The organism is Streptomyces avicenniae (assembly GCF_000719135.1).
Lineage (GTDB): Bacteria > Actinomycetota > Actinomycetes > Streptomycetales > Streptomycetaceae > Streptomyces > Streptomyces avicenniae.
Genome location: NZ_JOEK01000004.1, coordinates 12,886 through 38,737 on the forward strand (window position 1 = coordinate 12,886; position 25,852 = coordinate 38,737).

Annotated in this window: 19 protein-coding genes; 16 read left to right on the forward strand and 3 right to left on the reverse strand. The window is 74.8% G+C overall.

The features are described 5' to 3' along the window. The first annotated feature begins 162 nt into the window (after positions 1 to 162). The 13 genes from IF27_RS08860 (at position 163) to IF27_RS08920 (ending at position 16,844) form a co-directional block, all read left to right on the forward strand. Positions 163 to 1,182, forward strand: a complete 1,020-nt coding sequence (locus IF27_RS08860) for an AfsA-related hotdog domain-containing protein (protein WP_052848877.1) — start codon at positions 163 to 165, stop codon at positions 1,180 to 1,182. Then, positions 1,179 to 1,847, forward strand: a complete 669-nt coding sequence (locus IF27_RS08865; RefSeq protein WP_223290968.1) for an HAD family hydrolase — start codon at positions 1,179 to 1,181, stop codon at positions 1,845 to 1,847. Before IF27_RS08860 ends, IF27_RS08865 begins: the two co-directional genes overlap by 4 nt. Next, on the forward strand, positions 1,844 to 3,490 hold the full coding sequence (locus tag IF27_RS08870; RefSeq protein ID WP_052848879.1) for an FAD-dependent monooxygenase: 1,647 nt from the start codon (positions 1,844 to 1,846) through the stop codon (positions 3,488 to 3,490). Before IF27_RS08865 ends, IF27_RS08870 begins: the two co-directional genes overlap by 4 nt. Before the next feature lie 8 nt (positions 3,491 to 3,498). Then, the gene (locus tag IF27_RS08875; protein WP_190232870.1) at positions 3,499 to 5,853 is read left to right on the forward strand and encodes an MMPL family transporter; all 2,355 of its coding nucleotides are present in this window, start codon (positions 3,499 to 3,501) and stop codon (positions 5,851 to 5,853) included. After that, positions 5,850 to 6,896, forward strand: coding sequence for an NAD-dependent epimerase/dehydratase family protein (locus IF27_RS30915; protein ID WP_190232871.1), 1,047 nt, complete (start codon positions 5,850 to 5,852; stop codon positions 6,894 to 6,896). Before IF27_RS08875 ends, IF27_RS30915 begins: the two co-directional genes overlap by 4 nt. 72 nt (positions 6,897 to 6,968) lie before the next feature. After that, positions 6,969 to 8,108, forward strand: coding sequence for an alpha/beta hydrolase (locus tag IF27_RS08885; RefSeq protein ID WP_052848881.1), 1,140 nt, complete (start codon positions 6,969 to 6,971; stop codon positions 8,106 to 8,108). A gap of 260 nt (positions 8,109 to 8,368) precedes the next feature. Then, complete coding sequence (locus IF27_RS08890) at positions 8,369 to 10,627, forward strand: MMPL family transporter (RefSeq protein ID WP_052848882.1); 2,259 nt, start codon at positions 8,369 to 8,371, stop codon at positions 10,625 to 10,627. A gap of 192 nt (positions 10,628 to 10,819) precedes the next feature. Further along, positions 10,820 to 12,019: an MFS transporter gene (locus tag IF27_RS08895; protein WP_052849068.1), complete on the forward strand. Its 1,200-nt coding sequence runs from the start codon at positions 10,820 to 10,822 to the stop codon at positions 12,017 to 12,019. Positions 12,020 to 12,282: 263 nt separating this feature from the next. Further along, positions 12,283 to 12,468, forward strand: coding sequence for a hypothetical protein (locus IF27_RS08900; protein WP_052848883.1), 186 nt, complete (start codon positions 12,283 to 12,285; stop codon positions 12,466 to 12,468). Positions 12,469 to 12,536: 68 nt separating this feature from the next. Next, the gene (locus tag IF27_RS08905; RefSeq protein ID WP_052848884.1) at positions 12,537 to 13,325 is read left to right on the forward strand and encodes a hypothetical protein; all 789 of its coding nucleotides are present in this window, start codon (positions 12,537 to 12,539) and stop codon (positions 13,323 to 13,325) included. Next, positions 13,322 to 14,260: a DUF6895 family protein gene (locus tag IF27_RS08910; RefSeq protein ID WP_052848885.1), complete on the forward strand. Its 939-nt coding sequence runs from the start codon at positions 13,322 to 13,324 to the stop codon at positions 14,258 to 14,260. The genes IF27_RS08905 and IF27_RS08910 overlap by 4 nt, the downstream gene beginning before the upstream one ends. A 239-nt stretch (positions 14,261 to 14,499) precedes the next feature. Then, positions 14,500 to 16,323, forward strand: a complete 1,824-nt coding sequence (locus IF27_RS08915) for a serine/threonine-protein kinase (protein ID WP_052848886.1) — start codon at positions 14,500 to 14,502, stop codon at positions 16,321 to 16,323. A 23-nt stretch (positions 16,324 to 16,346) separates the two neighbouring features. After that, positions 16,347 to 16,844: a hypothetical protein gene (locus IF27_RS08920; protein WP_052849069.1), complete on the forward strand. Its 498-nt coding sequence runs from the start codon at positions 16,347 to 16,349 to the stop codon at positions 16,842 to 16,844. On the opposite strand, the gene IF27_RS08925 is transcribed toward IF27_RS08920, so the two are convergent. Then, on the reverse strand, positions 16,841 to 17,938 hold the full coding sequence (locus IF27_RS08925; protein WP_052848887.1) for an aminoglycoside phosphotransferase family protein: 1,098 nt from the start codon (positions 17,936 to 17,938) through the stop codon (positions 16,841 to 16,843). The genes IF27_RS08920 and IF27_RS08925 overlap by 4 nt on opposite strands. Positions 17,939 to 18,172: 234 nt before the next feature. On the opposite strand from IF27_RS08925, the gene IF27_RS08930 reads away from it, so the two are divergent. Continuing rightward, complete coding sequence (locus tag IF27_RS08930; RefSeq protein ID WP_052848888.1) at positions 18,173 to 19,654, forward strand: DNA-binding protein NsdB; 1,482 nt, start codon at positions 18,173 to 18,175, stop codon at positions 19,652 to 19,654. Positions 19,655 to 19,730: 76 nt separating this feature from the next. Here the strand turns inward: IF27_RS08930 and IF27_RS08935 are convergent, their stop codons facing one another. Beyond that, positions 19,731 to 20,906 carry a SpoIIE family protein phosphatase gene (locus IF27_RS08935; RefSeq protein ID WP_190232872.1) on the reverse strand — a complete coding sequence of 392 codons (1,176 nt, stop codon included), beginning with the start codon at positions 20,904 to 20,906 and terminating at the stop codon, positions 19,731 to 19,733. 388 nt (positions 20,907 to 21,294) lie between these two features. On the opposite strand from IF27_RS08935, the gene IF27_RS08940 reads away from it, so the two are divergent. Continuing rightward, positions 21,295 to 22,731 (forward strand): HEAT repeat domain-containing protein, encoded by a 1,437-nt coding sequence (locus IF27_RS08940; RefSeq protein ID WP_052848890.1) that lies wholly within the window; start codon positions 21,295 to 21,297, stop codon positions 22,729 to 22,731. 22 nt (positions 22,732 to 22,753) lie between these two features. On the opposite strand, the gene IF27_RS08945 is transcribed toward IF27_RS08940, so the two are convergent. Further along, a complete protein-coding gene (locus IF27_RS08945) occupies positions 22,754 to 23,206 on the reverse strand; it encodes a Crp/Fnr family transcriptional regulator (RefSeq protein WP_052848891.1) in 453 nt (150 codons plus the stop codon). Between the two features lie 188 nt (positions 23,207 to 23,394). On the opposite strand from IF27_RS08945, the gene IF27_RS08950 reads away from it, so the two are divergent. Further along, positions 23,395 to 25,848 carry a SpoIIE family protein phosphatase gene (locus tag IF27_RS08950; protein ID WP_052848892.1) on the forward strand — a complete coding sequence of 818 codons (2,454 nt, stop codon included), beginning with the start codon at positions 23,395 to 23,397 and terminating at the stop codon, positions 25,846 to 25,848. The last annotated feature ends 4 nt before the right edge of the window (positions 25,849 to 25,852 follow it).

Genomic DNA, 25,852 nt, shown 5'->3' on the forward strand with positions numbered 1-25,852 from the left:
CGCCGTGTCGGAACCGGCACCGCGCGACCCCGCCCCGGCGGTACCGCCGTGCTTCAGCGCGGCTTCAGCGATCCTTCCAGCCAACGGTCAGCGCCGGGCGCCAAGATCCTCCGCAGGGCACCCGGGGGGCTCGCCCCAGCGGACCCGGAAGGAGAGCACGGCATGACCCTGCCCATGGAACTCCCCTCATCCACGCCCCGCGACCGACTCCGGTTCGACGCGACCGTCCCGCGCGCGCTGGTGCACCGGGCGTCGGTGGCTGAGGTCTTCATCACCGACTCCGTCGCTTCCCCGGCGAACACGCCGGACGGCGCGGAGGCGGTCTTCGACGTGGCCGCCCAACTGCCGCGCGGCCACCTCATCGGCGAGAACCCCGCGGCGTACGACTTCCTGCTCATCGTCGAGGTGCTGCGGCAGGCGGGCGTGCTCGTCGCCCACCAGCACCTCGGGGTGGCCATCGACAGCGCGTTCATCTTCAAGTCGATGAGCTACGAGGTCCGTTCGCCCGAGGCGCTGCGCATCGGCAGCCGGCCCGCGCACGTCGTCGTCGGCCTGACCGTCCGGCCGGAGCGCAACCGCGCCGGGCGCGTCCTCGGCTTCGAGTTCGACGGCGTCTTCGAGGTGGACGGCACCGTCGCCCTCCTGGCGTCCGGCGCCCTGGTGTTCGTCAGCCGCCGCGCCTTCGACCTGCTGCGCACCAAGGGCAGGGAACGGGTCCGCGCCGCCGACCCGGGCGCCACGCTCGTCAGCCGCCTCGCCCCCGCCGACCCGGCGGTCATCGGGCGCCGTGACCCGCGCAACGTCGTGGTCACCGACCCGGCCGTGGACACCGCGGGGAACGCGCTCGCCCGGGTCGTCGTGGACACGGCGCACCCGCACCTGTTCGACCACCAGCTCGACCATGTCCCGGGCAACCTCCAGCTGGAGGCGGCACGGCAGGTCGCGGTGGCGTCGGTGGCCAGACTGCACGGACTGGCCCCCGAGCACCTCGTGGTGACCGGCCTGCGCGCCGTGTTCACCGAGTTCGCCGAACTCGATCTCGGGACCACCGTGCTGGCCCGGATCGACGGCGTCCGGCAGGCCGAGGAGCTCGGACTCCTCGCCGTGCCCGTCGCCGTCCGCACCGAGCAGAGCGGGAGCCTCTGCAGCGACGTCACCGTGGAGGTGGCCCAGTGGGCGTGAAGCGCATCAGCACCCTTGTCGTGGACTACGGCGGTGTCCTGACCAATCCGCTGGGGGAGACGTATCAGCTCTTCGCCTCGCGGGTCGGGATACCGCTGGAGACCATCGTCACCGCGTTCATCGCGGCCACGGAACGGCACGGCGCGACGCCGATGGCCGATCTGGAGACGGGGGCCATCACCGAGGCCGAGATGGTCGGCCGGATCATCGCCGAGATGCCGCCGGGCACCGGCGACATCCTGGGCGGCCGTCCGTTCGGCGAGTTGTGGTTCCTCGGCAGGCACGCGAACGAGGAACTGGTGGACTTCCTGCGCGCCGTGCGCGCGGCCGGGATCCGCGTCGCGCTGCTGACCAACAACGTCCGCGAGTGGTCGGAGCGTTGGCGCGCCACGCTCCCCGTGGACGAGCTGTTCGACGTCGTCGTGGACTCCTCCGAGGAAGGCGTGCGCAAGCCCGACGCGGAGATCTACCACCGGCTCCTCGCCCGCCTCGGCGCCGACGCCGAGGAGTGCCTCTTCCTCGACGACACCGAGGAGAACCTCACCGCGGCCCGCGAACTCGGCATGCACACCGTGCTGTTCAGCACCACCGGCCAAGCCGTCAAGGACGTCGGCGGCCTCCTGGAACTCGACCTGGACCAGACCGCCGAAGGAGTCGGGGCATGAGCGCGGACCACACGGTACTGATCGTCGGGGCAGGACCCACCGGCCTCACCGCCGCCTGCACCCTGCTGCGCAGCGGCGTCCCCGTCCACGTCGTGGACCGCCGCCGCGGCCCGGCCACCGCCCCCAAGGCGCTGGTCCTGTGGAGCGGCGCCCTCGAAGTGCTCGACCGGCTCGACGTGGCCGCCCCGCTGGCCGAACGCGCCCTGCCGCTGGCCGGGGCCTCCTACTGGTCGCGGGGCCGCAAGGTCGCCAAGGTCCGCTTCGGCGGCCTCGGCAACACCCGCTTCCCCGGCCCGCTGTGCGTGCCCCAGCCGGTGACCGAGGAGCTGCTGTACGCCCGCCTCACCCAGCTCGGCGGCACCGTCGCCTGGAACACCGAGGTCTCCTCCGTCACCCAGGAGGCCGACGGCGTCACCGCGCTGCTGCGTGACGTGGACGGCCAGGAGAGCGCGACCACCGCCAGCTGGCTCATCGCCGCCGACGGCATGCACAGCACGGTGCGCGGCACGCTCGGCGTCCCGTTCGAAGGCGCCACCTACCCGCGGGACTTCCTGCTCGGCGACGTCGTCCTCGACCCGGCGGGCGGCATCGAACTGCCCGACCACGAGGCCCAGTACCACCTGACGCCCGAGGGCGTCCTCGTCGTCGTGTCGCTGCCCGAGGGCGGCCACCGCGTCTTCTTCGACCAGCCAGCCGGCACCCGCGAGGACCGTCCTGAGAAGCCCGAGCTGCAACAGCTGCTCGACGCGCGCGGGCCGGGCAAGTGGCGTATCTCCGAGGTCTGGTGGAGCAGCCGCTTCCAGGTGCACACCAAGGTCGCCGCCTCCTTCCGCTCCGGCCGGGTGTTCCTGGCGGGCGACGCCGCGCACGTCCACAGCCCGGCGGGCGGCCAGGGCCTCAACACCGGTGTGCAGGACGGCTTCGACATCGGCTGGAAGCTCGCCGCCGCCGTCCGCTCCGGCGACACCGGCCTGCTCGACAGCTACCAGCACGAGCGCCGCCCCGCCGCCGTCGGCGCGGTCCGCAACGCCGACCGCCAGACGAAGCTGTGGCTGGTCCGCAACCCGCTGGTGCGCCGCCTGCGCGACGTGCTGCTCGGCCGTCTGTCCAGCAGCGGCGCCCTGGAGCGCCGGATCATCCCCGAGCTGGCCCAGATCGACCTGGACCACACGGGCAGCCCCGTCGTCCAGCAGTCGTCCGCCCCGGCCGACGGCGTACGCCCGGGACGCCGCGTCCCCGACCTGCCGCTGACCCCGGTCCACGGCACCAAGGCCACGACGCTGCACGCCTACCTGGCCGCGGGCCGCCACACCGTCGTCGTCCTCGACGACGGCCGGGCCGCGACCGAGGCGGCGCGCGCCGCCGAGGAGGCCAGGGGACGCGCCCACCCCGAACTGTCCGACGTGCTGCTCGTGCGCACAGGCCCCACCGAGACGCCCAAGGCCGGGGGCGCGCCCGCGTACGACCTGGCGACCACCCCCGCCGGCTCCACCGCCCGCACCGCGCAGGCGGTGTACGTCCGCCCCGACGGCACCGTCGGGGCCCGCGTCCCGCTGGACGGCCCGGGGCGCGTCGCCGAACTCCTCGCCCACCTTCCCGTTCTCGCCCCGGCTCAGTCCGGCGACCTGCCCGGACAGCGGTGATGCCCACCATGCCCAGACCGTCCGCCACCACCGGCACCTCACGCCGCGAACGCCGGGCCGCCGCGCGCGCCCGGCGCGCCGAGGGCCCGCCACGCCCCCGCTGGCCCAAGTTCGTCCTGTTCTTCGCGGCCCTCTTCCTCGTGGACGCCGTCCTCGTCGGCGGCGGGGTCGCCGACCGGCTGCTGAACGGCGGCACCGAGGACCTGTCCTCCGAGTCGGCGCAGGCCGCCGACGCCCTGGAGGCCGACTTCCCGACCAGCGCGGCGAACTTCGTCCTCCTCGTCGAGGCACGTGACGACGCCGGGGTGGACGACGCCGCCGTCGCCGCCGACGGCATCGAGCTGACCAACCGGCTGGCGTTCGAGCCCGGACTGTCCGGCGTCACCTCCTACTGGCAGACCGGCGCCGACCAACTGCGCTCGGACGACGGCCGGTACGCGCTGATCCTGGCCCACATCGACGGCGTCGAGGACGAGCAGCAGAACGCGTTCGCCCGCATGGCGCCCTCCTACAGCGGCACGCCCGAGGGCACCGAGACCATCGACGTGCGCGTCGGCGGCCGGGTCGCCGTCCTGGAGGAGGTCCAGACGACGATCGAGGAGGACCTCCTCACCGCCGAGCTGATCGCCCTGCCGATCACCCTGCTCATCCTCATCCTGGTGTTCGGCGGCGTCGTCGCGGCCCTCCTGCCCCTCGGCGTCGGCATCGTCGCCATCCTCGGCACGAACGCGGCGCTGCGGGTCGTCACCGAGTTCACCGACGTCTCCGTCTTCGCGCAGAACCTCACCACGGCCCTCGGGCTCGGCCTGGCCATCGACTACGCCCTGCTCATCGTCCGCCGCTACCGCGAGGAACTGGCCGCCGGGCACGAGCCGGTCGAGGCCGTCTCGATCACGGTGCGCACCGCGGGCCGCGCCGTGCTGTTCTCCGCGCTGACCGTCGCCGTCTCGCTGTCCGCGATGCTCGTCTTCCCGCTGTACTTCCTGCGGTCCTTCGCGTACGCGGGCATCAGCGTCGTCATCCTCGCCGCCACAGCCGCGCTGACGATCCTCCCCGCCCTGCTCGTCCTGCTCGGGCACCGGGTGGACGCGCTGCGCATCCGGCGGCGCAAGAAGTCCGCGGACGAGGAGGGCCGCCTGTGGCAGCGCCTGGCGCAGGCGTCCGTAGGCCGCGCACCGCTGTTCGCCATCGGCACCACCGTCATCCTGATCGTCGTCGGACTCCCGTTCATGAACGTCCAGTTCGGCACGACCGACGACCGGCAGCTGCCGCCGGGCTCGGAGGCCAGGGTCGCGCAGGACATCATCCGCTCCGACTTCGACAGCAGCGCGACCGCCACCGTCGAGATCGTGGCCCGCACCGCGGACTCCGAGGACGACGCGGTCGCCGCCGCGCTGGACACCTACGCCATCGCCCTGTCGCAACTGCCCGACGTCTCCTACGTGGACAGCCCGGTGGGCACCTACGAGGACGGCGAGCAGACCATCTCCGTCACCCCGGCGCACGACATGCGCGCCCTCGACGGCAGCAGCCACATCTCCGTCGTCCCCGAGTCCGGCCTTGAGGTCAGCGCCCCCGCGGCCGGTGAACTCGTGCGCAGCGTCCGGGACATCAGCGCCCAGGCCGACTACCGCGACTTCGGCACCATGGTCGGCGGCGACGCGGCGGTCCTTGAGGACAGCAAGAACGCCATCTCCTCCCGGCTGCCCTGGGCCGCGTTCATCATCATCGGCGCCTCGCTGATCCTGATGTTCCTGCTCACCGGAAGCCTGCTGATCCCGATCATCTCCGTGGTGCTGAACGCGCTCAGCCTCACCGCGATGTTCGGCGCCGTCGTCTGGGTCTTCCAGGACGGCAACCTCTCCGGATTCCTCGGCTTCACCGCCACGGGCACGATAGAAGTGACGCTGCCCGTCCTGATGTTCTGCGTCGCCTTCGGCCTGTCCATGGACTACGGCGTCTTCCTCCTCTCCCGCGTCACCGAGGAGTACCGCAGGAGCGGCGACCCGAAGCAGGCCATCATCGCGGGCGTCCACCGCACCGGCGGCGTCATCACGGCGGCGGCCCTCATCCTGGCGGTCGTCCTGGTGGCCATCGGCACCTCGCGCATCACCAACACCAAGATGCTCGGGCTCGGCGTCGCGCTCGCCGTCATCGTGGACTCCACCGTCGTGCGCGGCCTGCTCGTCCCGGCCGTCATGCGGCTCGGCGGACGCGCCACCTGGTGGGCCCCCGCGCCCCTGCGGCGCTTCCAGGAGCGCTTCGGCCTGCGCGAGGAGCCGCTGGACGCGGAGCCCGCGCCCGCGCCGCCCGCGGCGGAGCAGCACCGCAGCCCGGAACCCGTCCTGGAGGAGACCAAGTGACCGGCCCCGTCCTGCGCCGCGTCGTCGTCACCGGGGCGACCGGCCTGCTCGGCAGCGCCGTCGTCGCCCGGCTGCTCGCCGACGGCACGGAGGCCGTCGCCCTCGTCCGCGACGCGGACAAGGCGCGGCGCCTCCTGCCGGGCGACGAGCGGCTGACCGTCGCCGTCGGCGACGTCACCGACCCGGCGAGCTACCGCAAGGCCCTCACCGGCGCCGACGCGGTGATCCACACGGCCGCGTACTTCCGCGAGTACTACCAGCCGGGCGCCGACCTGCCGCGCCTCTTCCGCACCAACGTGGACGCCGTCACGGACCTGCTGCGCGCCGCCGTGGACGCGTCCGTCCCCGTCGTCGTCCAGACCAGCTCCATCAACACCCTGGCGTCCGGGACTGAGGAGGCACCGGCCGACGAGTCCGCGCCGCCCCCGCCCGGCTGGGAGCGGAACGCGTACCGCGCCAGCAAGGTGCGCGCCGAGCGGGCCATCACGGCGTTCGTCGGCAAGGAGAAGGACCTGCGCGTCCCGCTCGTCCTCCCCGGCTGGATGTGGGGGCCGGGCGACGCGGGGCCGACGTCCGCCGGGCGCCTGTTCCTGTCCGTCGCCAAGGGCGCCCTGCGCGCCGTGCCCCGCGCGGGCAACCACGTCGTGGACGCCCGTGACGTCGCCGCCGCCTGCGTCCGCGCCGCCGAGAGCGGCCAGAGCCTGCGCCGCTACATCGCGGCAGGGCGCTGGCAGCGGCTGTCCGCCACCACCCAGGGCGTCGCCGACGCCGTGGGCGTGAGCGCGCCCCGGGAGATCCCGGCGGCGGCCGCCCTCACGTTCGCCACCCTGCTGGAGACCTCGGCCAAGCTGCGCCGCCGGGAGCCCGTCGCCACCCGCGAGGGCGTCCGCGTCCTCCTCGACGGCAACCGCACCCGCATCAGCTCGGCCCGCCTCCAGAGCGAACTCGGCGTCGAATTCAGGCCGTTGAGCGAGACCTTCGCCGACGAGGCCGCGTACTACCGCGCCACCGGGCTCCTCGCCCCCGCGGGGGGCGCCGCATGACCCCGCACCCGACCCGCCCCCAGCCCCCGCACGGCCACCGCGCGCCGTACGCATCCAGGAGGTCCTGACCCCATGCCCAGCACCAGAACGGTCGTCCTGGGCGCGGCTGCCACGCTGCTCGCGCTCACCCCCGCGTACTGGGCCGTCGCCGCCGGCTCCGAGACGGCGGAGACCGCCGACCCGGCTGCACAGCGCGCCACCGCCGAGGCCGACGCCGAGGAGGCCGCCGCCGCGACCGCCGCCCGGCTGGAGGCCGCGGACATCGTGGACCTCCCCGTCACCTTCACCGTCGTCAACCAGAACCGCACGCTCGCGGCCTGCGCGGTGGACGGGGAGACGTACCAGGTCCGCGGCCACCTGACCGCGCCGCGCGCCGTGCTCGACCAGGCGGCGGCGGGCGAGGAGACCGCGATCACGCTCTACGAGCACGGCATCGCCGCCGGTGAGTGGTACTGGCGCCTCGACGCCGAGGGCTACCACCACACGGAGGAGCTGGCCAGGCGCGGCCACGCCTCGCTCACCATCGACCGCCTCGGCTACGATTCGAGCGACACCCTCGACGGCCTCGCCTCCTGCATCGGCGGCCAGGCCGACATCGCCCACCAGATCACCGAGCAACTGCGGGCGGGAACCTACGAGATCGAGGGCGACGAGACGTACGCCTTCGACCGTATCTTCCTCGCGGGCCAGTCGAACGGCGGCCAGATCATCCAGATCGCCGCGTACTCGTTCCAGGACGTGGACGGGCTGGTCATCATGGACTGGACCGACCTCGGGCTGACCCCGCAGGCGAACGCCCGCTTCTTCACGTCGCTCCAGTCGTGCCTCCAGGGCGGCGAGGACGGCTACAGTTACTACGACCTCGGAACGGAGCAGTTCGCCAGCGGCAACTTCAACGACACCGATCCCGAGGTGCTCGAACTGGCTCTCCCGCACCAGAACCCGCACCCGTGCGGCGACATGGTCTCCCAGCTCGGCGGCGTCCTGATGGACGTGCAGCAGATCCCGGAGATCACCGTCCCGGTGCTGTTCCTGTACGGCGCGGAGGACGCCCGTGTCGAGGGCGGCGCCGAGCACGAGGCGCTGTTCACCGGCGCGGAGTCCACCGAGCTGCTGGAGATCCCCGAGGCCGGGCACTACATGGGCCTCGAACGCCAGGCCCCCCTGGTGCACGACACCCTCGCCGACTGGCTGGACCGGCAGGGCGGCTGATCGACGGCGATCCCGCGCCCTGCCCCTCCCCGTCCACCCACGGTCGGTCCCCACCCGTCCGTCCTCCCCACCTGGGCACCGGGGCCGGTTCCCCGACCGGATCCGGCCCCGCGCCCGCCGTACCCCTCCCGTACCCCCAGCTCGCACCACCGTACGAACCCCGCTCGTACCACCGCACCATGTCCCGGCTTTCCCCGTGTCGTGACCCCGTCACCCAGCCATGACCCCCACATGGTCAGACACAGAGGAGCTCCGTTCTCATGTCAGCATCACCGCCACTCCTGCGGCGGTTAGGAATCCTGGCGACCGCCCGACGCCGCGCCGTGCTCGTCACGGGAGGCGTCGTCTTCCTCCTCGCCGCGGTCTTCGGGGCGGGCGCGCAGAGCGTGCTGTCGCTCTCGCGCTTCGAGGCGTCGGGCTCGGAGTCCGACCGCGCGGAGCAGGTCCTGCGCGACGAGTTCCAGGACGGAAGTCCCAACTACCTGCTCCTCGTCACCGCGACGAGCGGCACGGTGGACGACCCGGCGGTCGCCGACGCGGCCCGCGAGGTGGCGGACGAGCTCGCCGCCCAGCCGCTGGTCACCACGGTCGATTCCTACTGGGCCCGCGACAACAGCCCCACGCTCGTCAGCGAGGACCGTACGCAGGCCCTCGTCGTCGCCTGGCTCGCCGGGGACGCCACGGACGTCCGCGAAGGGCTCGCCGACATCACCCCCGAGATGGTCACGGGCGACGACACGGACGGCCTCATCACCGTCCAGGCGGGCGGCCAGGACGAGATCTTCCGGCAGGTCAGCGACACCTCGCGCGAGGACTTCCTGCGCGCGGAGGCCGTCATCATCCCGGTCGTCCTGGTGCTCCTCGTCTGGGCCTACCGGCGCTGGTCGGCGGCCGGACTGACGCTGGCCGTCGGCCTGTTCTCCGTCCTCGCCACGCTGGCGCTCCTGCGCGGCGTCACCGCCTTCACCGAGGTCTCGACGTTCGCGGCCAACCTCGCGCTCGTCCTCGGCCTCGGACTCGGCATCGACTACAGCCTGTTCGTCATCGCCCGCTACCGCGAGGAACGGACGGCCGGGCGCGACAAGCACGCGGCCGTCGTCCGCACGGTCGAGACGGCGGGGCGCACCGTGCTCTTCAGCGGCGTGACCGTCGCGGCGTCCCTGGCCGCGCTGTTCGCGTTCCCCTTCCCCTTCCTCCAGTCGTTCGCGTACGCGGGCATCGCCGTCGTGGCGACCGCCGCGTTCGGCGCCGTCGTCCTGCTCCCGGCCGCGCTGGCCGCCGTCGGCCACCGCGTCGAGCGCCGTGACGCGCCGTCGGCCCCGGTGGACATCACCACGGGCCGCTGGTACCGGATCGCCCTGCGCGTCATGCGCAAGCCGCTGCTGTACGGGCTGCCCATCCTCGCCGTGCTCCTGGCACTCGGCTCGCCGTTCCTCGGCGCCCGCTTCGGCCTGCCGGACGAACGCGTCCTGCCGTCCGACGCCACGGCCCGCATCACCCAGGAGCACATCCGCGAGAACTTCCCCACCGAGGAGACCGACGCGCTCCAGATCGTCGCCCAGGGCGGCGCCCCCGCCGACCGGACGGCGGACACCGAGGAGTACGCCCTCACGCTGTCCGAGGTGCCAGGCGTCTTCCAGGTGGACACGTACACCGGCTCCTACCAGGAGGGCACCCGCGTCGCCGAACCACCGGGCACCGCCGAGCGGTACACGAGCGAGGACACCCTGCGCCTCGTCGTCACCGCCGACCGCGCCGCCCTGGACGGCGACCTGTCCGACCTCGTCGAGGACGTCCGCGCCCTGTCCCCGCCCTACGAGGTCGCCGTCGGCGGCTTCCCCGCGGCGATGACCGACTTCCGCGCCGACCTCTTCGACCGGCTGCCCCTGGTCGTCGGCATCATCCTGGTGGTCACCTTCGTGATCCTCTTCCTGATGACCGGCAGCCTCCTCATCCCGGCCAAGGCGACGGTTGCCAACATCCTCAGCCTCAGCGTGATGTTCGGCTCCCTCGTCTGGGTGTTCCAGGACGGCAACCTCTCGGGGCTGCTCGACTTCACCCCGGCAGGGCGCATGGAACCGAGCATCCCGATCCTGATGTTCTGCATCGCCTACGGGCTGTCGATGGACTACGAGGTGTTCATCATGGCCCGCATCAAGGACGAGTACGACCGCACGGGCGACAACACGACCGCCGTCGCGGCGGGCATCCAGCGCAGCGCGCCGCTGATCACGGCCGCCGCGGGCATCCTGGCGCTCACCTTCGCGGCGTACGTCACCGGGCAGGTGGTGTTCCTGAAGGAGCTGGGCGTCGGCATGGCCCTGGCCGTCCTGGTGGACGCGCTGCTCATCAGGACGGTGCTCGTCCCGGCGTTCATGCGGCTCGCGGGCGACGCCAACTGGTGGGCGCCGGGCCCGCTCCGGCGCCTGCACGCGCGCTTCGGCATCAGCGAGAGCGCGTCGGACGACGACCCGCCCGTGCCCGCGCGGGGCGCGCAACTCGCCGACAGCAAGCGGTAGCCGCCGCCGACCGGACCACGGCCCGTGGGGTGCGCCCCCACGGGCCGTGGGCGTCCGCGCGCGTGCGACAGTGGTGCGGCATCCCCGAGAGAGGCGACAACCGTGCGCGACGCCGCCCCCGCCGAGCCCACCGATCCCGCCGCCGACGCGACGGCCCGCGCCACCGCCAGACGCCGCGCCGGGCTGTTCCTCATGTTCCTCGCGCCGGGCGTCGCGCTCTCCTCGTGGGTGACCAGAACCCCCGCCATCCGGGACGCCGTTGACGCCTCGACCGCCGGGATGGGCCTCATCATCCTGGGCGCGGCCGTCGGCGCGCTCGCGGGCATCCTGGGCGCGGCGCGCGCCGTGGCCCGTCACGGCGCCCGCGCGGTCGCCACGGCCGGGGCGGCGCTCAACGTCGTCGGCCTCGTCGTGATCGCCGTCGGCGTCGCGAACGGCGGCGCGCCCACGGTCTTCTGCGGCCTCGCGTTCTTCGGCGCGGGCAGCGGGCTGATGGAGATCGCCGTCAACGTCGAGGGCGCCGCCGTCGAACGCGTACTCGGCCGCCCCGTACTCCCCGCGCTGCACGGCTGCTTCAGCCTCGGCAACCTCGCGGGCGCGGTGGGCGGCATCGTGCTGACGGCCCTGGGCTTCCCCGTGCTCTGGCACCTCGTCGCCGTCGCCGTGCTGCTCGCCGCGGCCAACGCGTGGGCGCTGCGCAACCTGCCGGGCGGCACGGGCAAGGAGCAGCGTCACGCACCGTCGCCGCAGGGCGGCAGCGCCCCGGCCACACCCCGTCAGCCCCTCTGGCGCGAGCGGCGCGTGCGGCTGCTCGGCCTCATCGTCCTCGGCATGGCGCTCGCCGAGGGCGCGGCGGCCGACTGGCTCCCGCTGATCATGGTGGACGGCTACGACCTCGGGCCCACCGCCGGATCGCTGGTCTACGCGCTGTTCGCCGCGTCGATGGCCGCCGGGCGCTTCGGCGGTGAGCGCGTGCTCGCGCGCCTCGGGCGCGTCACGGTCGTGCGCGCCAGCGCCGTGTGCGCGGCGGTCGGCATCGCCGCCGTCGTCCTGGCGCCCTGGCCCGGCCTCGCGGCGGCGGCCGTCGTCCTGTGGGGCCTGGGCGCCGCCCTCGGCTTCCCGGTCACGCTCTCGGCCGCGGGGGACGACCCGGACGGCGCGGCGGCCCGGGTCGGCGCCGTCGCGACGGCGGGGTACCTCGCGTTCCTCGCCGGGCCGCCCGCGCTCGGCTTCCTCGGCGAGACGTTCGGCCTGCGCAACGCGATGGTCGCCGTCCTCGCCGTCGTGCTCCTCGCCGGAGCGCTCGCACGGGCGGTCGGCCCCGTCACGCCCGCCGCCGTCCCCGACGCCCTGTCGGAGCCCGTCACACCCGCCGACCCGTCGCACGCCTAGGGTCCGTCTTCACAGGGGGCGCCTTAGCAGCCGGAGCCGCCTGGCACCAGCGCCCGGCCGGGTGGCCGTCGGCGGCTATGCCCCGACCGTGCTCACTCGAATGGATGAAACGGGCCATGATCACTCTTAGTGTTGGATGAAGTGCGGCATGTATCCCCCCGGCGCCCGGATGTCCCACTCGGGCACCGCGCGCCGGTCCGGCGGGAACACCGCCGGGCATCGGCTCATCCCGTCCTCGGACGGGACGTCCCCTTGGAGGCGTCATGCCCTTCCAGACGACCGCTCCCGCGCCGCTCGCCACCCAGGCCGAGCTGTCCGCGCTGACCGCCCTGACCGCCGCGACGGAGACCGAGATCAGCGGCGCTCCCGTCCACTCCGCCGAGGCCAGCGGCCTGCTGCTCCTCCTCCTGCTGCTCTCCCCGCAGGAGCCCGAGGAGTTCCGCAAGTAACCGGCGCTCCCCCCTGGTGAACCTACGAGAAACCGTGCTCGGCACCGCCGACGGAAAGTGAGTCACCGATGTCGGAACCGGACGCCTCGCCCCAGGCGCAGTTCTCCCTGGCGACCGAGGCGCTGGCCGGGCGCGTCCTGGGTGCCCTCACGGGCACCCAGGGTCCCCTCCCCCCTACGGGCCCGCCCGCCGCGGGCGCCCCCGGTGACGTGAAGGCGTACCTCGCCGCCGTCCGTGTCCTGGGCCCCGATCTCTACGCCCCCGCGCTGCTGCGCGGCACGCCCCCCGACCCGGCCGACACCGAGGCCGTCACCGAGGCGTTCCGCGTGTTCCCGCCCAGCCCCGCCGACCCGCCCGAGACCGTACGCCGCGACCGCGCGACGGCCCGGCTGCACCTCGGACTCGGCGGCGAGCCCCTGCCCGTGCCCCTCGCCCCCACGGCCGCGGAACCCGGGCTGCGCCCCGCCGCGGGACACGCCCTCCCACCGTGGCGCGCCTGGTCCGCGCACCTCGCGCCCCTGTCCGCCCTCGCCCTGCCGGGCGCCGACGACACGCTCCAGGCCGAGGCGACCCGCCACTCACGCGCCCTCGCCCTGGGCACCACCCGCGCCCTCCTGCGCCGCGACCACCCCACCGCCGCCCGCCTCGCCCGCTGGCTCGCCCTCACCGAACGGCGCGGCGCCGTCCCCGCCCTGGACACCGAGGCCGTCCTCACGCACATCGACCTGTTCGGCGGCGGCAGCGTCCGCGCCAGGCTCGACACCGCGGTCGCGCGCCTCCTCCTCGTCACGGCGCCCCGCCACCGCCGCCCCGACGACACCGGCGCGGCAGGACACCAGGAAAGGCCCCCCGCATGACCCACGAGCCGCCCGGCACCCCGTCCGTCCGCACGGTGGCCGCCCAGGTCGCCGCCGCCGCCCTCGGCTGGCTGCACCGCAACCGCCACCACGGCGCGCTCCCCGCCGGGACCACCGCGGAGCTGGCCGACCCCGACGGCGTCTACAAGCCGCTCGGCGAGTCCGCGCTCGCCGGCTCCCTCGTCCTGCGCGAAGGGCTCGCCTCCACCGCCGACCTGGCGGCGGCGCGCGAGCTGGTCGCGTTTGCCTGGACCCAGCTCGGCGAGGGAAACCTGCTGTACGAGCGGCAGTTGCGGTACATGACGATGACGGACCCGCTGGAGGTCTACACCCACTTCGCGCGTGCCGGATACCGGCACCGGCGGCTCCACACCCTGCTGACCCACCTGCACGGCCTCACGTCGCTGCGCGGCGCCGAGCAGATGCCCAACCGCCGCCTCGCCGTCGCCAACGCGGCCCGCGTCGCCCGCGTGGACCACGCCCTGGACTGGCCCGCGCTGACCCGCGCCACCTGGCTCGGCCACACCCCCGAGCCCTGGGCCCTCGACTGGATGACCGCCTACAGCGTCACGCACACCGTCTTCCACCTCACCGACTGGGGCGCGCGGCCCGACGGCCTGCCCGACGAGCTCCAGGACTACCTGCGGACCTGGCTGCCCGTCTGGATCGACGTCTGGCGCGAGATCCAGGAGTGGGACCTCGTCGCCGAACTGCTCATCGTGGACGCCTGCCTGGCCGAACCCCGCTGCGACCCGGAGGACTGGGCCCTGCTCGCCGCCGTGCAGCGCGAGGACGGGCTGCTGGCGCGCGACGGGCGGCCCGTGTCCGAGGACGAGGCCCAGGCGTTCCGCGAGCACCACCACACGACGGTCGTCGCGGCCGTCGCCGGAACGCTCGTCGCCTCCCGCTTCCGCGGCACGTCCGCCGCCGCCTGACCCGTGCGACGGCACGCCGTGCGGTCCACGAAGGGGCCGGGACCGACCACACGAAGGAGCGAACTTCTCGCGGCGCACCCCGCCCCGCGCAGACCGTTCCCCGCCCTGCCGGTGGCCGTCGCCGGCGCCCCGCTTTCCCGCGTTTCCCGCGCATTGGCATAGGAACGTCCCCGGCCGATGGCCATACTGGACGGTGGAGGGGGCGGCGCAGCCGACTGACGGGGGGCGACGGACACGCTATGGCCGAGGGCATGCTGATCCAGGGCCGGTACCACCTGCTCGAACTCATCGGGCGCGGAGGCATGGGGGAGGTCTGGCGGGCGCGGGACGAGGCACTCGACCGGAGGGTCGCCGTCAAATGCCTGAAGCCGATGGGCCCGCGCCAGGACGAGTCGTTCCTGCGCACGCTGCGCGAACGGTTCAGGCGCGAGGCCAGGGTCGCCGCCGCGCTCCAGCACCGGGGGGTCACCGTCGTCCACGACTTCGGTGAGTACGACGGGGTCCTGTTCCTCGTCATGGAGTTACTCGACGGCAGCAACCTGAGCGAACTGCTCGCGGACCGCGACCACGTGCCGCTGCCGGTGCCCGACATCGCCGACATCGCCGAACAGGTCGCCGTCGCGCTCAGCTACACGCACGAACAGGGCATCGTCCACCGGGACCTGAAGCCCGCCAACATCATGCGGCTCACCGACGGCACCGTGAAGATCTGCGACTTCGGCATCGCCCGCCTCGCCGACAGCATGGGCCTCACCGCCAAACTGACCAGCGTCGGCATGGCCATGGGCACGCCGCACTACATGTCGCCCGAGCAGATCGCCGGTGTGGACGTGGACCACCGCAGCGACCTCTACTCCCTCGGCTGCGTCCTGTACGAGATCGCCACCGGCTCCCCGCCGTTCGACCTCGGCGACCCCTGGTCCATCCTCATCGGCCACCGCGACACCCCGCCGGAGCCGCCGCGCGTCAGGCGCCCCGACCTGCCCGCCGAACTCGACGCCTTCATCCTCACGCTCCTCGCCAAGGACCCCGAGGACCGGCCCGACGACGCCTCCCACCTCGCCAGGACGCTGCGGACCGCCGCCCAGCCGCCCGCGACCCCCTGGGTGCCCCAGCAGCAGCGCCCGGCCGAGCGGCTGCCCTCCTGGACCCGCGGCATGCGCGCGGGCTCCCGCGCCTCCGGCTCCTGGTCCACGCGCCTGCCGCCGCCCGACCGTTCCGCCGGGCTCACCGGCCAGTGGACGGGCATGGTCCCCACCCTCGTGCGCCCCGTGCCCGCCGTCCGGTACGGCCCGGCTCCCGAGTACCTCGCGGTCCTGGAGAGCTACCACCGCACGGCCCTCGACCACGGTCGGCACGGCCGCTGGCAGCAGGCGTTCGACGTGCACCGCGCCGTCGCCGACGCCCGCGAGCAGGCACTCGGCCCCGAGCACGCCCTCACCCTCGCCAGCCAGGACGCCGCCTTCCACGCCCTCGGCCGCCTCGGCCGCTGGGAGGAGGCGCTCGCGGGCCACCTCCAGGTCGCCGGGGCCCGCGCCCACGTGCTCGGCCCCGAGGCGCCCGCCACCCTCGACACCCACTACGAGATCGCCGTCTGCCTCGGCCGCCTCGGCAGGCCGGGCGAGGCGCTGCGCCTGTACGAGAACCTGATCGCCGCCAGGACCCGCACCGGCGGCCCCACCCACCCCGAGACCCTGCGCGCCCGGCACGGCCACGGCATCAGCCTCGGGCGGCTCGACCGCTGGGACGAGGCCCTCGCCGAGGCCCACCAGGTGTGGACCCTGCGCGCGCAGACCCTCACCCCCGACCACCTCGACACCCTGGTCAGCCGCCGCGAGATGGCCGTCGCGCTCGGCTGGCTCGGCCGCTGGGAGGAGGCCCTCACGGTCTACCGCGAGGTACGGCGGGCGCGGGAGCGGATCTTCGGCCCGCAGGACCCCGACGCCCTCGCCAGCCGCAACGACGAGGCGCTGTGCCTGGAACAGCTCGGCCGCACCGCGGAGGCGGCCGAACTGTACCGGCAGGTGGCCGCCCTGTGGGATCACGGGACCACCGGCGCCTGACCGCGCGCACGTACCATGGCGGCATGTCGTTTCTCCGCCGCCGCAGCGCCGCTTCACCCGCAGGCCCCGACTTCGACGTGCTCGCCATGGACCCGGGCGACTGGCCGGGAGTGCTGGGCGCGGGGCTGCTTCCGGCGCCCGACGGCAGCTGCCAGGGCGTCGTGCTGCGCTACGACCTGTTCGGCGGGCGCGGACCCGCCATGGTCATCGGGAACCTCCCGGAGGGCTCACCCGCCCGGGAGGTCGCCGAGGGCGACGTGCCCTTCGAGGTCCACCAGCTGCTCGCCGCGCTGGAGATCGACGAGGAGGTCGTGACGACCGGCACCGAGGAGGTCCCCGTGATGCACGAGGACAGCCTCCTGATCGTCCGGCGGATCACCTGTAGCGAGAGCCGGGTGTCCTGCGTGCAGTTCGACCGCAGCGACGGCGTCCTCGTCACGATCGCCAGCTGGGACCGGCCGATCACCGACGAGCTGTACCAGCTCCTGAAGCCGCTGCCCGCCGAGATGTTCCAGCGCTAACGGGTCCCCACCGCGGCCCGGACCGCGCGCCGGGCCAGCGCCCAGTCCTCGTGCAGCCGCCGCAGGCGCAGGCGTTGCTCCTCGCCGTAGGACAGGCCGCCGGGCGGCGCCACCACGGTGTCCCGCATCGCGCGCTGCACGTTCTCCTCGCACTGCCGGATCTCGCGGGTGAGGACCAGCATGAGGTTCACGAGGAACGCGTCCCGGCCGCCCCGCCCGTCCGCGTGCGCCGCCTGGCTGATGCGGCGGCGCGTCCCCGTCGCCCCGCCCAGGTCCGTCCACAGCGTCGCCAGGTCGTAGCCCGGCAGGTACCAGCCGGCCGTCTCCCAGCCGACCAGGACGGGACCCGTGGGCGAGAGCAGGACGTTCCCGAGCCGCGCCGCGCCGTGGCTGAACTCGCGCGGCAGCTCGCGTCCCGGTCTGGCGAGGCAGAACAGCAGGGTGTGCAGATCGCTGACGTCGCGGTCCGTGAGCAGTCCCAGGGTGTGGAAACGGGCGAGCTGCGCCGGGTAGTTGACCGCGTCGGGGAACGTGCCGTCCGGCGGCGTCCAGGAGTTGACCCGGCCGATGGCCTGGAGCACGGCGCGCTGGTCGGCCGCCGAGGGCAGCCCCGCCGGATGCCGCCGGTGCGCCGCGGCCCGGCCCGGCACGAACTCGGTCAGCAGCGTGCAGCGGTGCGGGTCGTCGGCGATGAGCCGCGGCACGCGCACCGGGGGCCGCAGCCGGACGAAGGTCCGGTAGGCCGCTATCTCCAGCCGGAACCGCTCGGCCCGCGCGCCGCCGCGCTCCGGAAGGCACTTGGCGACGACGGCCCGCCGCCCGGCCGTCCCGGCGAGCACGACGGAGGGGCCCGCGTCCCGCAGGACCTGCGCCGGGGTGAAGTCGGGGCAGATCTCGTGGACGGCCGACAGCGCCTCGCGCAGCCGCTCCCCTCGCGCTCCCGAGAAGTCCAGGCGACCACCGGCCGCCCGGCCCGGCGCCGTGCGGCGGGGTCGGGGGGAGCGGTCGGCGGGGCCGGAGGCGTACGGGTCGCCGACGGCGGCGCGCGGCTGCTGCCGGACCCGACCGGCCACGGGTGAGGGTGACGGATACATAAGCGGGCATGGTCCCTTCGTGTGCCGGAAGGTTCACGGCGCCCTCCGGTCCGGTGGTGCCTGGCACCCTGGGGAAGTGTCGGCGTACGCCGGAACCGGAGTGACGCGGTGTCTACATCACTCCCTCCTACGGGTGGCACACCATGTGGCGCACCCTGGCGAACCCTGGCGAATGCGGTTCGGCGCGTTGCGCGGTGGTTACTGTCAACTCAGCCGAGATCCTGGGGGCTTGACGTGAGCAGCAGAACCAACACCCGCCTCGCGGACCTCTTCCGGCTCACCGGGTGGTCCAAGGGCGAGCTGGCCAGACTCGTGAACCGGCAGGCGGCGGCCCAGGGCTGCCCGCAGCTGGCGACCGACACCTCACGCGTGCGGCGCTGGATCGACATGGGGGAGATCCCCCGCGATCCGGTGCCCGAGGTGCTGGCGACGCTGTTCACCGAGCGACTCGGCCGTGTCGTGACCATCGAGGATCTCGGGTTGCGGCGGCCGGGCGAGGCGGGGAGCCAGCCGTCCCTGCGCGGACTGCCCTGGCCACCGGGCCGCACCGCCGAGGTCCTCACCGAATTCACGGGAATGGATCTCATGCTCAACCGACGCGGCATGGTGGGCGCGGGCGCCGCGCTCGCCGCGGGATCAGCACTCAGCGATGCCCTGTACGACTGGCTCGGCGCCGTCTCCGGCGCCCCACCCGGCCCCGGCTCCCTCCACGGCGTGGACGCCGCCGGGTTCGACCGCTACGACGCGACACCCGTCGGCTCGGAGGAGATCGACGCCCTGGAGCACTCGGTCGAGGTGTTCCGCGCCTGGGACGCCGCGCGCGGCGGCGGACTCCAGCGCAAGGCGGTCGTCGGCCAGCTCAACGAGGTGGGCGGCATGCTCGCCTACCACAACACCCCCCACATCCAGCGGCGGTTGTGGGCCGTCGCCGCCGATCTGGCCGTCCTCGCGGGCTGGATGTCGCACGACGTCGGCCTCGAACCCACGGCCCAGAAGTACTTCGTCATCGCCGCGCACGCCGCGCGCGAGGGCGGCGACCGGCCGCGCGCCGGTGAGGCGCTGTCCCGCGCCGCCCGCCAGATGCTCCACCTCGGGCGGCCCGACGACGCGCTGGACCTCATGCGGCTGGCCCGCGCGGGCTCCGGCCCCGGCGGGGAGGCCCTGCCGCGCACCCGCGCCATGTTCGCGACCGTCGAGGCATGGGCCGAGGCGGCGCGGGGCGAGGGCCAGGCGATGCGCCGCCGCCTGGGCGAGGCGGAGGAGCTGTTCGCCGCGGACGACGGCGGCACGCCGCCGCCCGGCTGGATGCAGATGTTCGACGAGGCCGACCTGTACGGCATGCAGGCCCTGTCCCACCGGACGCTCGCCGAGCACGAACCGGCCGCCGCCCGCACCGCCGAGGGGCACGCCAGGAGGGCCCTCGACCTGCGCGACGACACCAAGGCGAGGTCCCGGCTGTTCGACCAGATCTCCCTGGCCTCGGCCTGCCTCCTCGGGGACGACCCCGAGCAGGCCGAGAGCGCCGCGCGCGACGCGCTCCGGGTCATCGGCGAGAACTCCTCGCACCGCACCTGGGACCGGCTGCGTGAGGTGCAGCGCCTCACCGGCGCCTACGCGGCGCAGCCCCGGATCGCCGCGCTGCGCCAGGACCTCGACCAGGCCATGCCCGCGCCGCGCCGTACGGACACCTCGGCGCTGAGCACGCGGCTGATCTGAGCCGGAGGACGGCACCGCGCCCGTCCCGGCCGCCCGGCGTGACGGGGCGGGTCCGGGACGGGCGCGCCGCCCGTGGTCACGGCCTGACGCGTGCCACCAGGACGCAGGCGTCCTCCGCGCGGTCCGACTCGCCGCACGCCTCGGTGATCACCCGCAGCGCCTCCGCCGCCGACGCCGCGCTGGTCAGCCGGGCCGCCAACGCGAGCAGCCGCGGGTCCCCGGCGTGGTCGGGGGCCCCCGCCCCCGGGATGGCCGGAAACAGACCGTCCGTATGAAGTACCAGTACGTCACCGGGCTCCAGGCGGTCCGCGCGCTCGGCGTAGAACGCGTCCGAGACCGCGCCCAGCAGCGTCCCCGACGGGCGGGGCAGGGCCCGGCCCCTGCCGTCACGGCACAGGAGCGGCGCGGGATGGCCCGCCTGCGCCCACGTCATCATCCGCGCCGCCGGTGCGTACCGGCAGCACAGGACGCTCGCGAGCACCGGCTGCGTGCCCCGGTCGAGGAGCTGCCCGAGGTGACCGAGCAGCGGCCCGGGCCCTGCACCGGTCAGCGCGATGCCCCGGACGCCCCCCAGCACCGTCGCCGTGTCGGCTGCGGCCCCTGGCCCCTGGCCCGACAGGTCGCCCACGCTCAGCAGGAGCCCGCCGCCCGGCAGGTCGAGGGCGTCGTACCACTTGCCGCTCGCGGCCCCGCCGTCCCCCTCCGGCGCGCCGCCCCCGCCCGCCGGGAGGAACCTGGCCGCCAGCTCAAGCGTCCCGAGGACCCCGGCCCCGGGACCGTCGCCCGCGCCTCCGGGCCAGGGCACCAGGGCAGGACGGTCCGCCACCGGCACGGCGGCGCGCCTCGCCCCCACGGGCGCCGCCGGGACCGGGGCGTCCACCTCCTGGATCAGCGCCCACATCGCGACGGTGCCGCCCTCTGCGTCCACGACGGGCTCGCCCGCCATGCGGACCGCGCGCCGGCTGCCGTCGGGGCGCAGGACGCGGAACTCGCAGTCCATCGCCCGGCCGTCCACCAGGCAGCCGGTGACGGCGGCCGTCAGCAGCGGCTGGTCCTCCGCGGGCAGCCAGGACGGCAGCTGGTCGAGCGTGAGCGGCCCGTCGCCCGGCGGCCTGCCGAAGATCGTGTAGAGGCCGGGCGACCAGCGCGCGCCGTCGGTGAGCAGGTCCCACTCCGCCCTGCCGGTGCCCGCGCCGCCACCCGCCGAGCGCGGCTGTTCCAGCGCGCCGCCCGCCTCGTCGAGCTGTCCCATCGCCGCCTCCCACCGGTCGCGAGCCTCTCCCGCCGCGTGCGCCGCCTCGCCGTCCGGCACCGCCCGCGGCGACCGCCTCCCGCACGCGGTAGACGCGGAGGGCGCGGCACAGGCGCGGCACGACGGGAGGGGCGGACGCGGAGTCCGGGCACGGAGCCCCTGGCCGGGGACCCGCGCGGCGTCCCCGTACGGGGCGGCCGGGCCGGACAGTCCCCGACTCTGGCACAGCCCTACCCATTCCGCGCGGGAATCAGCCGCCCGGGATCGCCGTTCGTTAGGGCCACGGCCCCTCGGAGTGGCAAGGTTGAGCACGGCTCCGCACCCCCCGCGAGCCGCCGGAACGGAAATCCCGTTGCCACCGGCACAACCGCACCGGATGCTGACTCATATGTTCGCCAGTCCCACCGAAACAGACATAGCGCCCAGCGGAAGCCTCCTCGGGCTCCTCCAGCGAGGGCGCGGCGACGGCTGGCTGCACGCACTGGCCGCCCCCCGGCCGGAAGCGATGGCCGCCCTCGACCGGTGTGTCCTGCACGACCCCCGCCTGGACTGGCAGCTCGAACACCGCTCCCTCTACTACGCGCGCCTGTACGCCGAACTCGACGCGGACCTCGGCGCCCTCGCCTCGCACCTCTTCCACCCCGACGACCTCGGCCGTCCCGAGGAGGAGCGCACCGGCCTCGCCCTCTCCGTCCTCGGCCACCTGACCTCGTACGACAACGACGCCGCCCGCGGCCTCCTGCGCCGCTACGCGGTCGAGGGCGCCAACTGGCGCTGGGCCCTCGACGAGCTGGCCGTCCGCGACGACGACGCCGGGCTGCGCGCCCTCGGCCCGGCCGTCCTCGGCCGCTTCCCGGCCACCGAGGAGGGCGAGGCGGAACTCGTCGCCGCCGTCCGCGACGCCTTCGAGCCCCGGCCCTGGCGCCTGTGGGCCGAGGACCCCGCCCACCCGCGGCAGCGCGCCCGGCTGGCCCGCGCCCTCGAAGGCGGCCACTTCGACCGCTGGCAGCGCCAGCTCCGCCCCCCGGGCCCCCGCCCCGGCTGGAGCGTCGCCGCCGTCCTCGACTGGGCCCGCGAGGGGTACGAGAGCACCCCCCGCCAGTGGCGCGAGGCGCCCGCCGCCCGCTGCCTGTCCGCCGTGGCGGGCCCGGAGGACAGGCCGGAACTGCTCAGGGCCGCCGCCGACGGCGAGCCGCCCGTACGCGCCGCCGCCCTGCGTCACCTCGCCGAACGCGACGACCCCGACGTCTGCCCGCTCATCGAGGCGGCGGCCGTCACCGGCGACGCGGACGTGGCACGCGCCGCGCTGACCGCGTTCTCCCGCATGTGCGGGCCCGGCGTCCTGGCGCAGGCGCGGCGCTGGGCCGGGCGCACGGACGCCCTCGGTCTCACCGCGGCCACCGTGCTCGCCCGGCGCGGCGACGCGCACGACGCGCCCTCCGTGCTCGGCGCGCTGCACCGCGTCCTGCGGTCGGGCGAGGCGGGCACCTGCGAGATGCGACCCCTGGTCGAGGGCGCGGGCCGCCTCGCCATCCGCGGCGCCGCGCCGCTCCTGCGGTACGTCTACCGCGAGACGCCGTCCTCGCAGCTGCGCGGCCACACGGCCAAGGCCCTCGCCGCCGTCGATCCCGGCTTCGCGGCGGGCTTCGCCGTCGAGTGCCTGTGGGACTGCGAGGAGGACACCCGCGAGACCGGCGCCCGTCACGCCACCACGGGGGACACCCGCGTCATGGAACGGCTCCGCAGACTGGCCACCGATCCCGCCGAGGAGGCCGGGGTCCAGACCGCCGTCAGGGGCCGCCTCGACGGGCGCGCCGCGCCCTGAGCCACGCCGGGCGGGACGCCCGTCAGCCGTGCCCGGCGTGCGGCGCGAACAGGTCGAGCAGCCGGGTCCGCGCCGCGCGGACCCGGAAGGCCAGGATCTCCGAGATCACCCGCAGCAGGGCGTAGCCGAAGGCCGGGTCCGCGTCGCACATCGCCTGCACCTCGGCGCCCGCGAACTCGTACGCCCGCACCGGGCTGAGCGCCTCGGCGCCGAAGTCCCACTCGAAGGGCGGGAACAGCCAGGACCAGCCCAGCAGGTCGCCCGTGTCCAGGGACGACACGGCCGTGGGCCGCCGCCCGCCGAGCCGCAGGTCCAGCCGGACCGTCCCCGACCTGACGACCCAGAACCGGTCGGCGTGCCCCCGTTCCTCGAAGATCCGCGTCCCCTGGCCGAACGCGACCTCCCTGGCGAGGGTCATCAGCCGGTCGCGGTCGTCGGTCGGCAGGACCCTGAGCAGCCGTGGTGGTGCGGTCATCGTGCGCCTCCTCCCGTCGCGGGGCGCGGGCCCGCGCGCCCGTCCTCCCATTGCACCCCCGGCCGGGCGCCCCCGCATCCGTGCGGCACTGACACGGACGGCGGCGCCCCGGTCGCCGCGGGTGCGTGGCTCCCGCACAGTGGGCGACGGGGGAGGCCGTGGTCCGGCAGTCAGGCCGAGGGAGGAACGTGAGCGCCACCCCGCACCCGCCCGCCGGTCAGCTGCCCGGCGGAGCGTCGTTGCTGTTCGTGGTCGGAGCGGACGGCGAGATCCGGGCCCGCGCCGGGGAGTCCGAGGGGCTGACGGAGGAGCTGACCGGACGGCCGTTCGACGAGCTGGCCGGTCGCCTCCTGCCCGACCTGCTGGCCGACCCCGGCGCCTGGGCGGCGCTCGCCGCCGAGGGACGGCCCGCCCACCGCATCGCCGGGCTGCGCCACCGGGACGGGCGGGTCACGGACGTCCGGATCGACCTGTTCCCCATGGACACCAGGCCAGGCGTCGGCAGCCGCTTCCTGGCCGTCCTCACCCCGGGACGCGCCGCCAGGCGCCAGGACGAGGACCGGGCGCTGCTGCGCGCCCTGTTCACCCAGCACCAGGTCGGCATCGCCATCCACGACGCCGACATGCGGGTCACCCGCATGAACACCCTGCCCGGCCGGTACGCCGACCCGGGGCCGCAGCGCGACATCCCCGAGCTCCCGCAGACACTCGACGCCCTCATGCACCAGGACGACGCCGCCGAGGTCCTCGCGCGCCTGGAACACGTGGCCCGCACCGGAGAGCCGCTGATCTACTGGGAGCACTCCGCGCGCCTGTCCACCGCGCCGGAACGCGACCGCGTCCTCGCCGTCACCGCGCTGCGGCTCACCGGCGCGGACGGCCGCGTCCTCGGCGTCGTCAGCATCTTCACCGACATCACCGAACAGCACCTGGCGCGCCGCCGCCTCGCGATGCTCCACGCCGCGGCAGAACGCATCGGGCCGTCCCTCGACGTGACGCGCAACGCAGAGGAGCTGGCGGACCTCCTCGTCCCCGACTTCGCCGACATCGTCACCGTGGACCTCGGCGCCGCCGTGCTGGCCGGCGACGACCCGGGCATCACCCTCCTCGGCCCGCTCGTCCGCCGGGTCGCCACCGCCAGCTCCGACGGCCGCTGGCCCGGGGAACTGCACCGCGCCGGGGCGCTGTTCCGCGTCGAGGGCAAGACCTCCACCGGGCTCGACGGCCACGCCGTGCTCGAACCGCGCGAACACCTCGTCAGGTCCGTGCCCGAGGGCGAGGTCACCGAGGACGGCCCCTATGCCACGAAGGGCACCGGCCTGCTGCCCGAGGGACCCGGCTCGCTGATGCTCGTCCCGCTGCGCGCCCGGGGCCAGGAACTCGGCATCCTCACGCTCTGGCGCCAGCCGCGACATCCCGCGTTCACCCGTCAGGACGCCGACCTCGCCGAGGAGATCGGCTCCCGCGCCGCCCTCAGCCTCGACAACGCGCGCCGCTACACGCGCGAGCACCGCACGCTGGAGACGTTGCAGCGCAGCCTGCTGCCCCAGCCCGTGTTCGAACTGCCGGGCGCGCGCACGGCGGGCAGCTACATCCCCGCCGCCACCGCGGCCGGGCTCGGCGGCAGCTGGTACGACGTCATCCCGCTGTCGTCCGCGCGCGTCGCGTTCGTCATCGGCGACGTCGCCGGGCACGGCCTCAACGCCACGGCCACGATGGGGCGGCTGCGCACCGCCGTGCAGACCCTCGCCGACCTCGACCTCGCCCCCGACGAACTCCTCACCCGCCTCGACGACCTGGCCATCCGGCTCGCCGACACCCAGCCGGACGGCGGCACCAGCCCCGGCGGCGCGGTCGGCGCCACCTGCCTGTACTGCGTCTACGACCCGGTCTCCGGCCAGTGCGTCCTGGCGGCGGCGGGCCGCGTCCCGCCGCTGCTCGCGCTGCCTGGCCGCGCCGCCGAGGAGATCGCCCTCAAGGCCGGACCACCCCTCGGCGTCGGCGGGACACCGTTCGAGTCCGTGCGCGTCCGGCTCGACCCGGGCAGCCTCCTCGTCCTGTTCAGCCAGGAGCTGGTCGCCCCCGGCCCCGACGGACGCAACAGCGAGGAACGCATGGCCCTGCTGCGCGAACGCGTCACCGAGGAGGCGGCGCATTCGCGTTCGCCCGCCGACACGGGCCACGCCCTGCTGGACGCGCTCCTGCCGGGACGCGCGCCCGACAACGACGTGGCGCTGCTCGTCGCCCGCGTCCAGCCCCTGCCACCCGACGCCACCGCCGACTGGCAGTTCCCCGCCGACGCCGAGGTGGTCGGGCGCGCCCGCGACGCCGTCATCCAGCAGCTGAAGAACTGGAACCTGACGGGCAACGCCTTCCCCACCGAACTCATCGTCAGCGAACTCGTCACCAACGCCATCCGCTACGCGGGCGGCCCCATCGGACTGCGGCTCATCCTCAACGACAGCCTGGTGTGCGAGGTGTCCGACCCCAGCGAGACGCAGCCCCACCTGCGCCGCGCGCGCCCCACGGACGAGGGCGGACGCGGCCTCTTCCTGGTGGCCCAGCTCGCCCACCGCTGGGGCAGCCGCTACACCGGCGCGGGCAAGACGATCTGGACCGAGCAGCCCCTGGACCGGGACTGAACGG

Coding starts and splice junctions, on each gene's coding strand:
- IF27_RS08870 (WP_052848879.1), top strand. CDS start 1,844: ATGAGCGCGGACCACACGGTACTGATCGTCGGGGCAGGACCCACCGGC.
- IF27_RS08900 (WP_052848883.1), top strand. CDS start 12,283: ATGCCCTTCCAGACGACCGCTCCCGCGCCGCTCGCCACCCAGGCCGAG.
- IF27_RS08940 (WP_052848890.1), top strand. CDS start 21,295: ATGTTCGCCAGTCCCACCGAAACAGACATAGCGCCCAGCGGAAGCCTC.
- IF27_RS08910 (WP_052848885.1), top strand. CDS start 13,322: ATGACCCACGAGCCGCCCGGCACCCCGTCCGTCCGCACGGTGGCCGCC.
- IF27_RS08915 (WP_052848886.1), top strand. CDS start 14,500: ATGGCCGAGGGCATGCTGATCCAGGGCCGGTACCACCTGCTCGAACTC.
- IF27_RS08935 (WP_190232872.1), bottom strand. CDS start 20,906: ATGGGACAGCTCGACGAGGCGGGCGGCGCGCTGGAACAGCCGCGCTCG.
- IF27_RS08860 (WP_052848877.1), top strand. CDS start 163: ATGACCCTGCCCATGGAACTCCCCTCATCCACGCCCCGCGACCGACTC.
- IF27_RS08885 (WP_052848881.1), top strand. CDS start 6,969: ATGCCCAGCACCAGAACGGTCGTCCTGGGCGCGGCTGCCACGCTGCTC.
- IF27_RS08945 (WP_052848891.1), bottom strand. CDS start 23,206: ATGACCGCACCACCACGGCTGCTCAGGGTCCTGCCGACCGACGACCGC.
- IF27_RS08905 (WP_052848884.1), top strand. CDS start 12,537: ATGTCGGAACCGGACGCCTCGCCCCAGGCGCAGTTCTCCCTGGCGACC.
- IF27_RS08890 (WP_052848882.1), top strand. CDS start 8,369: ATGTCAGCATCACCGCCACTCCTGCGGCGGTTAGGAATCCTGGCGACC.
- IF27_RS08920 (WP_052849069.1), top strand. CDS start 16,347: ATGTCGTTTCTCCGCCGCCGCAGCGCCGCTTCACCCGCAGGCCCCGAC.
- IF27_RS08875 (WP_190232870.1), top strand. CDS start 3,499: ATGCCCAGACCGTCCGCCACCACCGGCACCTCACGCCGCGAACGCCGG.
- IF27_RS08895 (WP_052849068.1), top strand. CDS start 10,820: ATGTTCCTCGCGCCGGGCGTCGCGCTCTCCTCGTGGGTGACCAGAACC.
- IF27_RS08925 (WP_052848887.1), bottom strand. CDS start 17,938: ATGTATCCGTCACCCTCACCCGTGGCCGGTCGGGTCCGGCAGCAGCCG.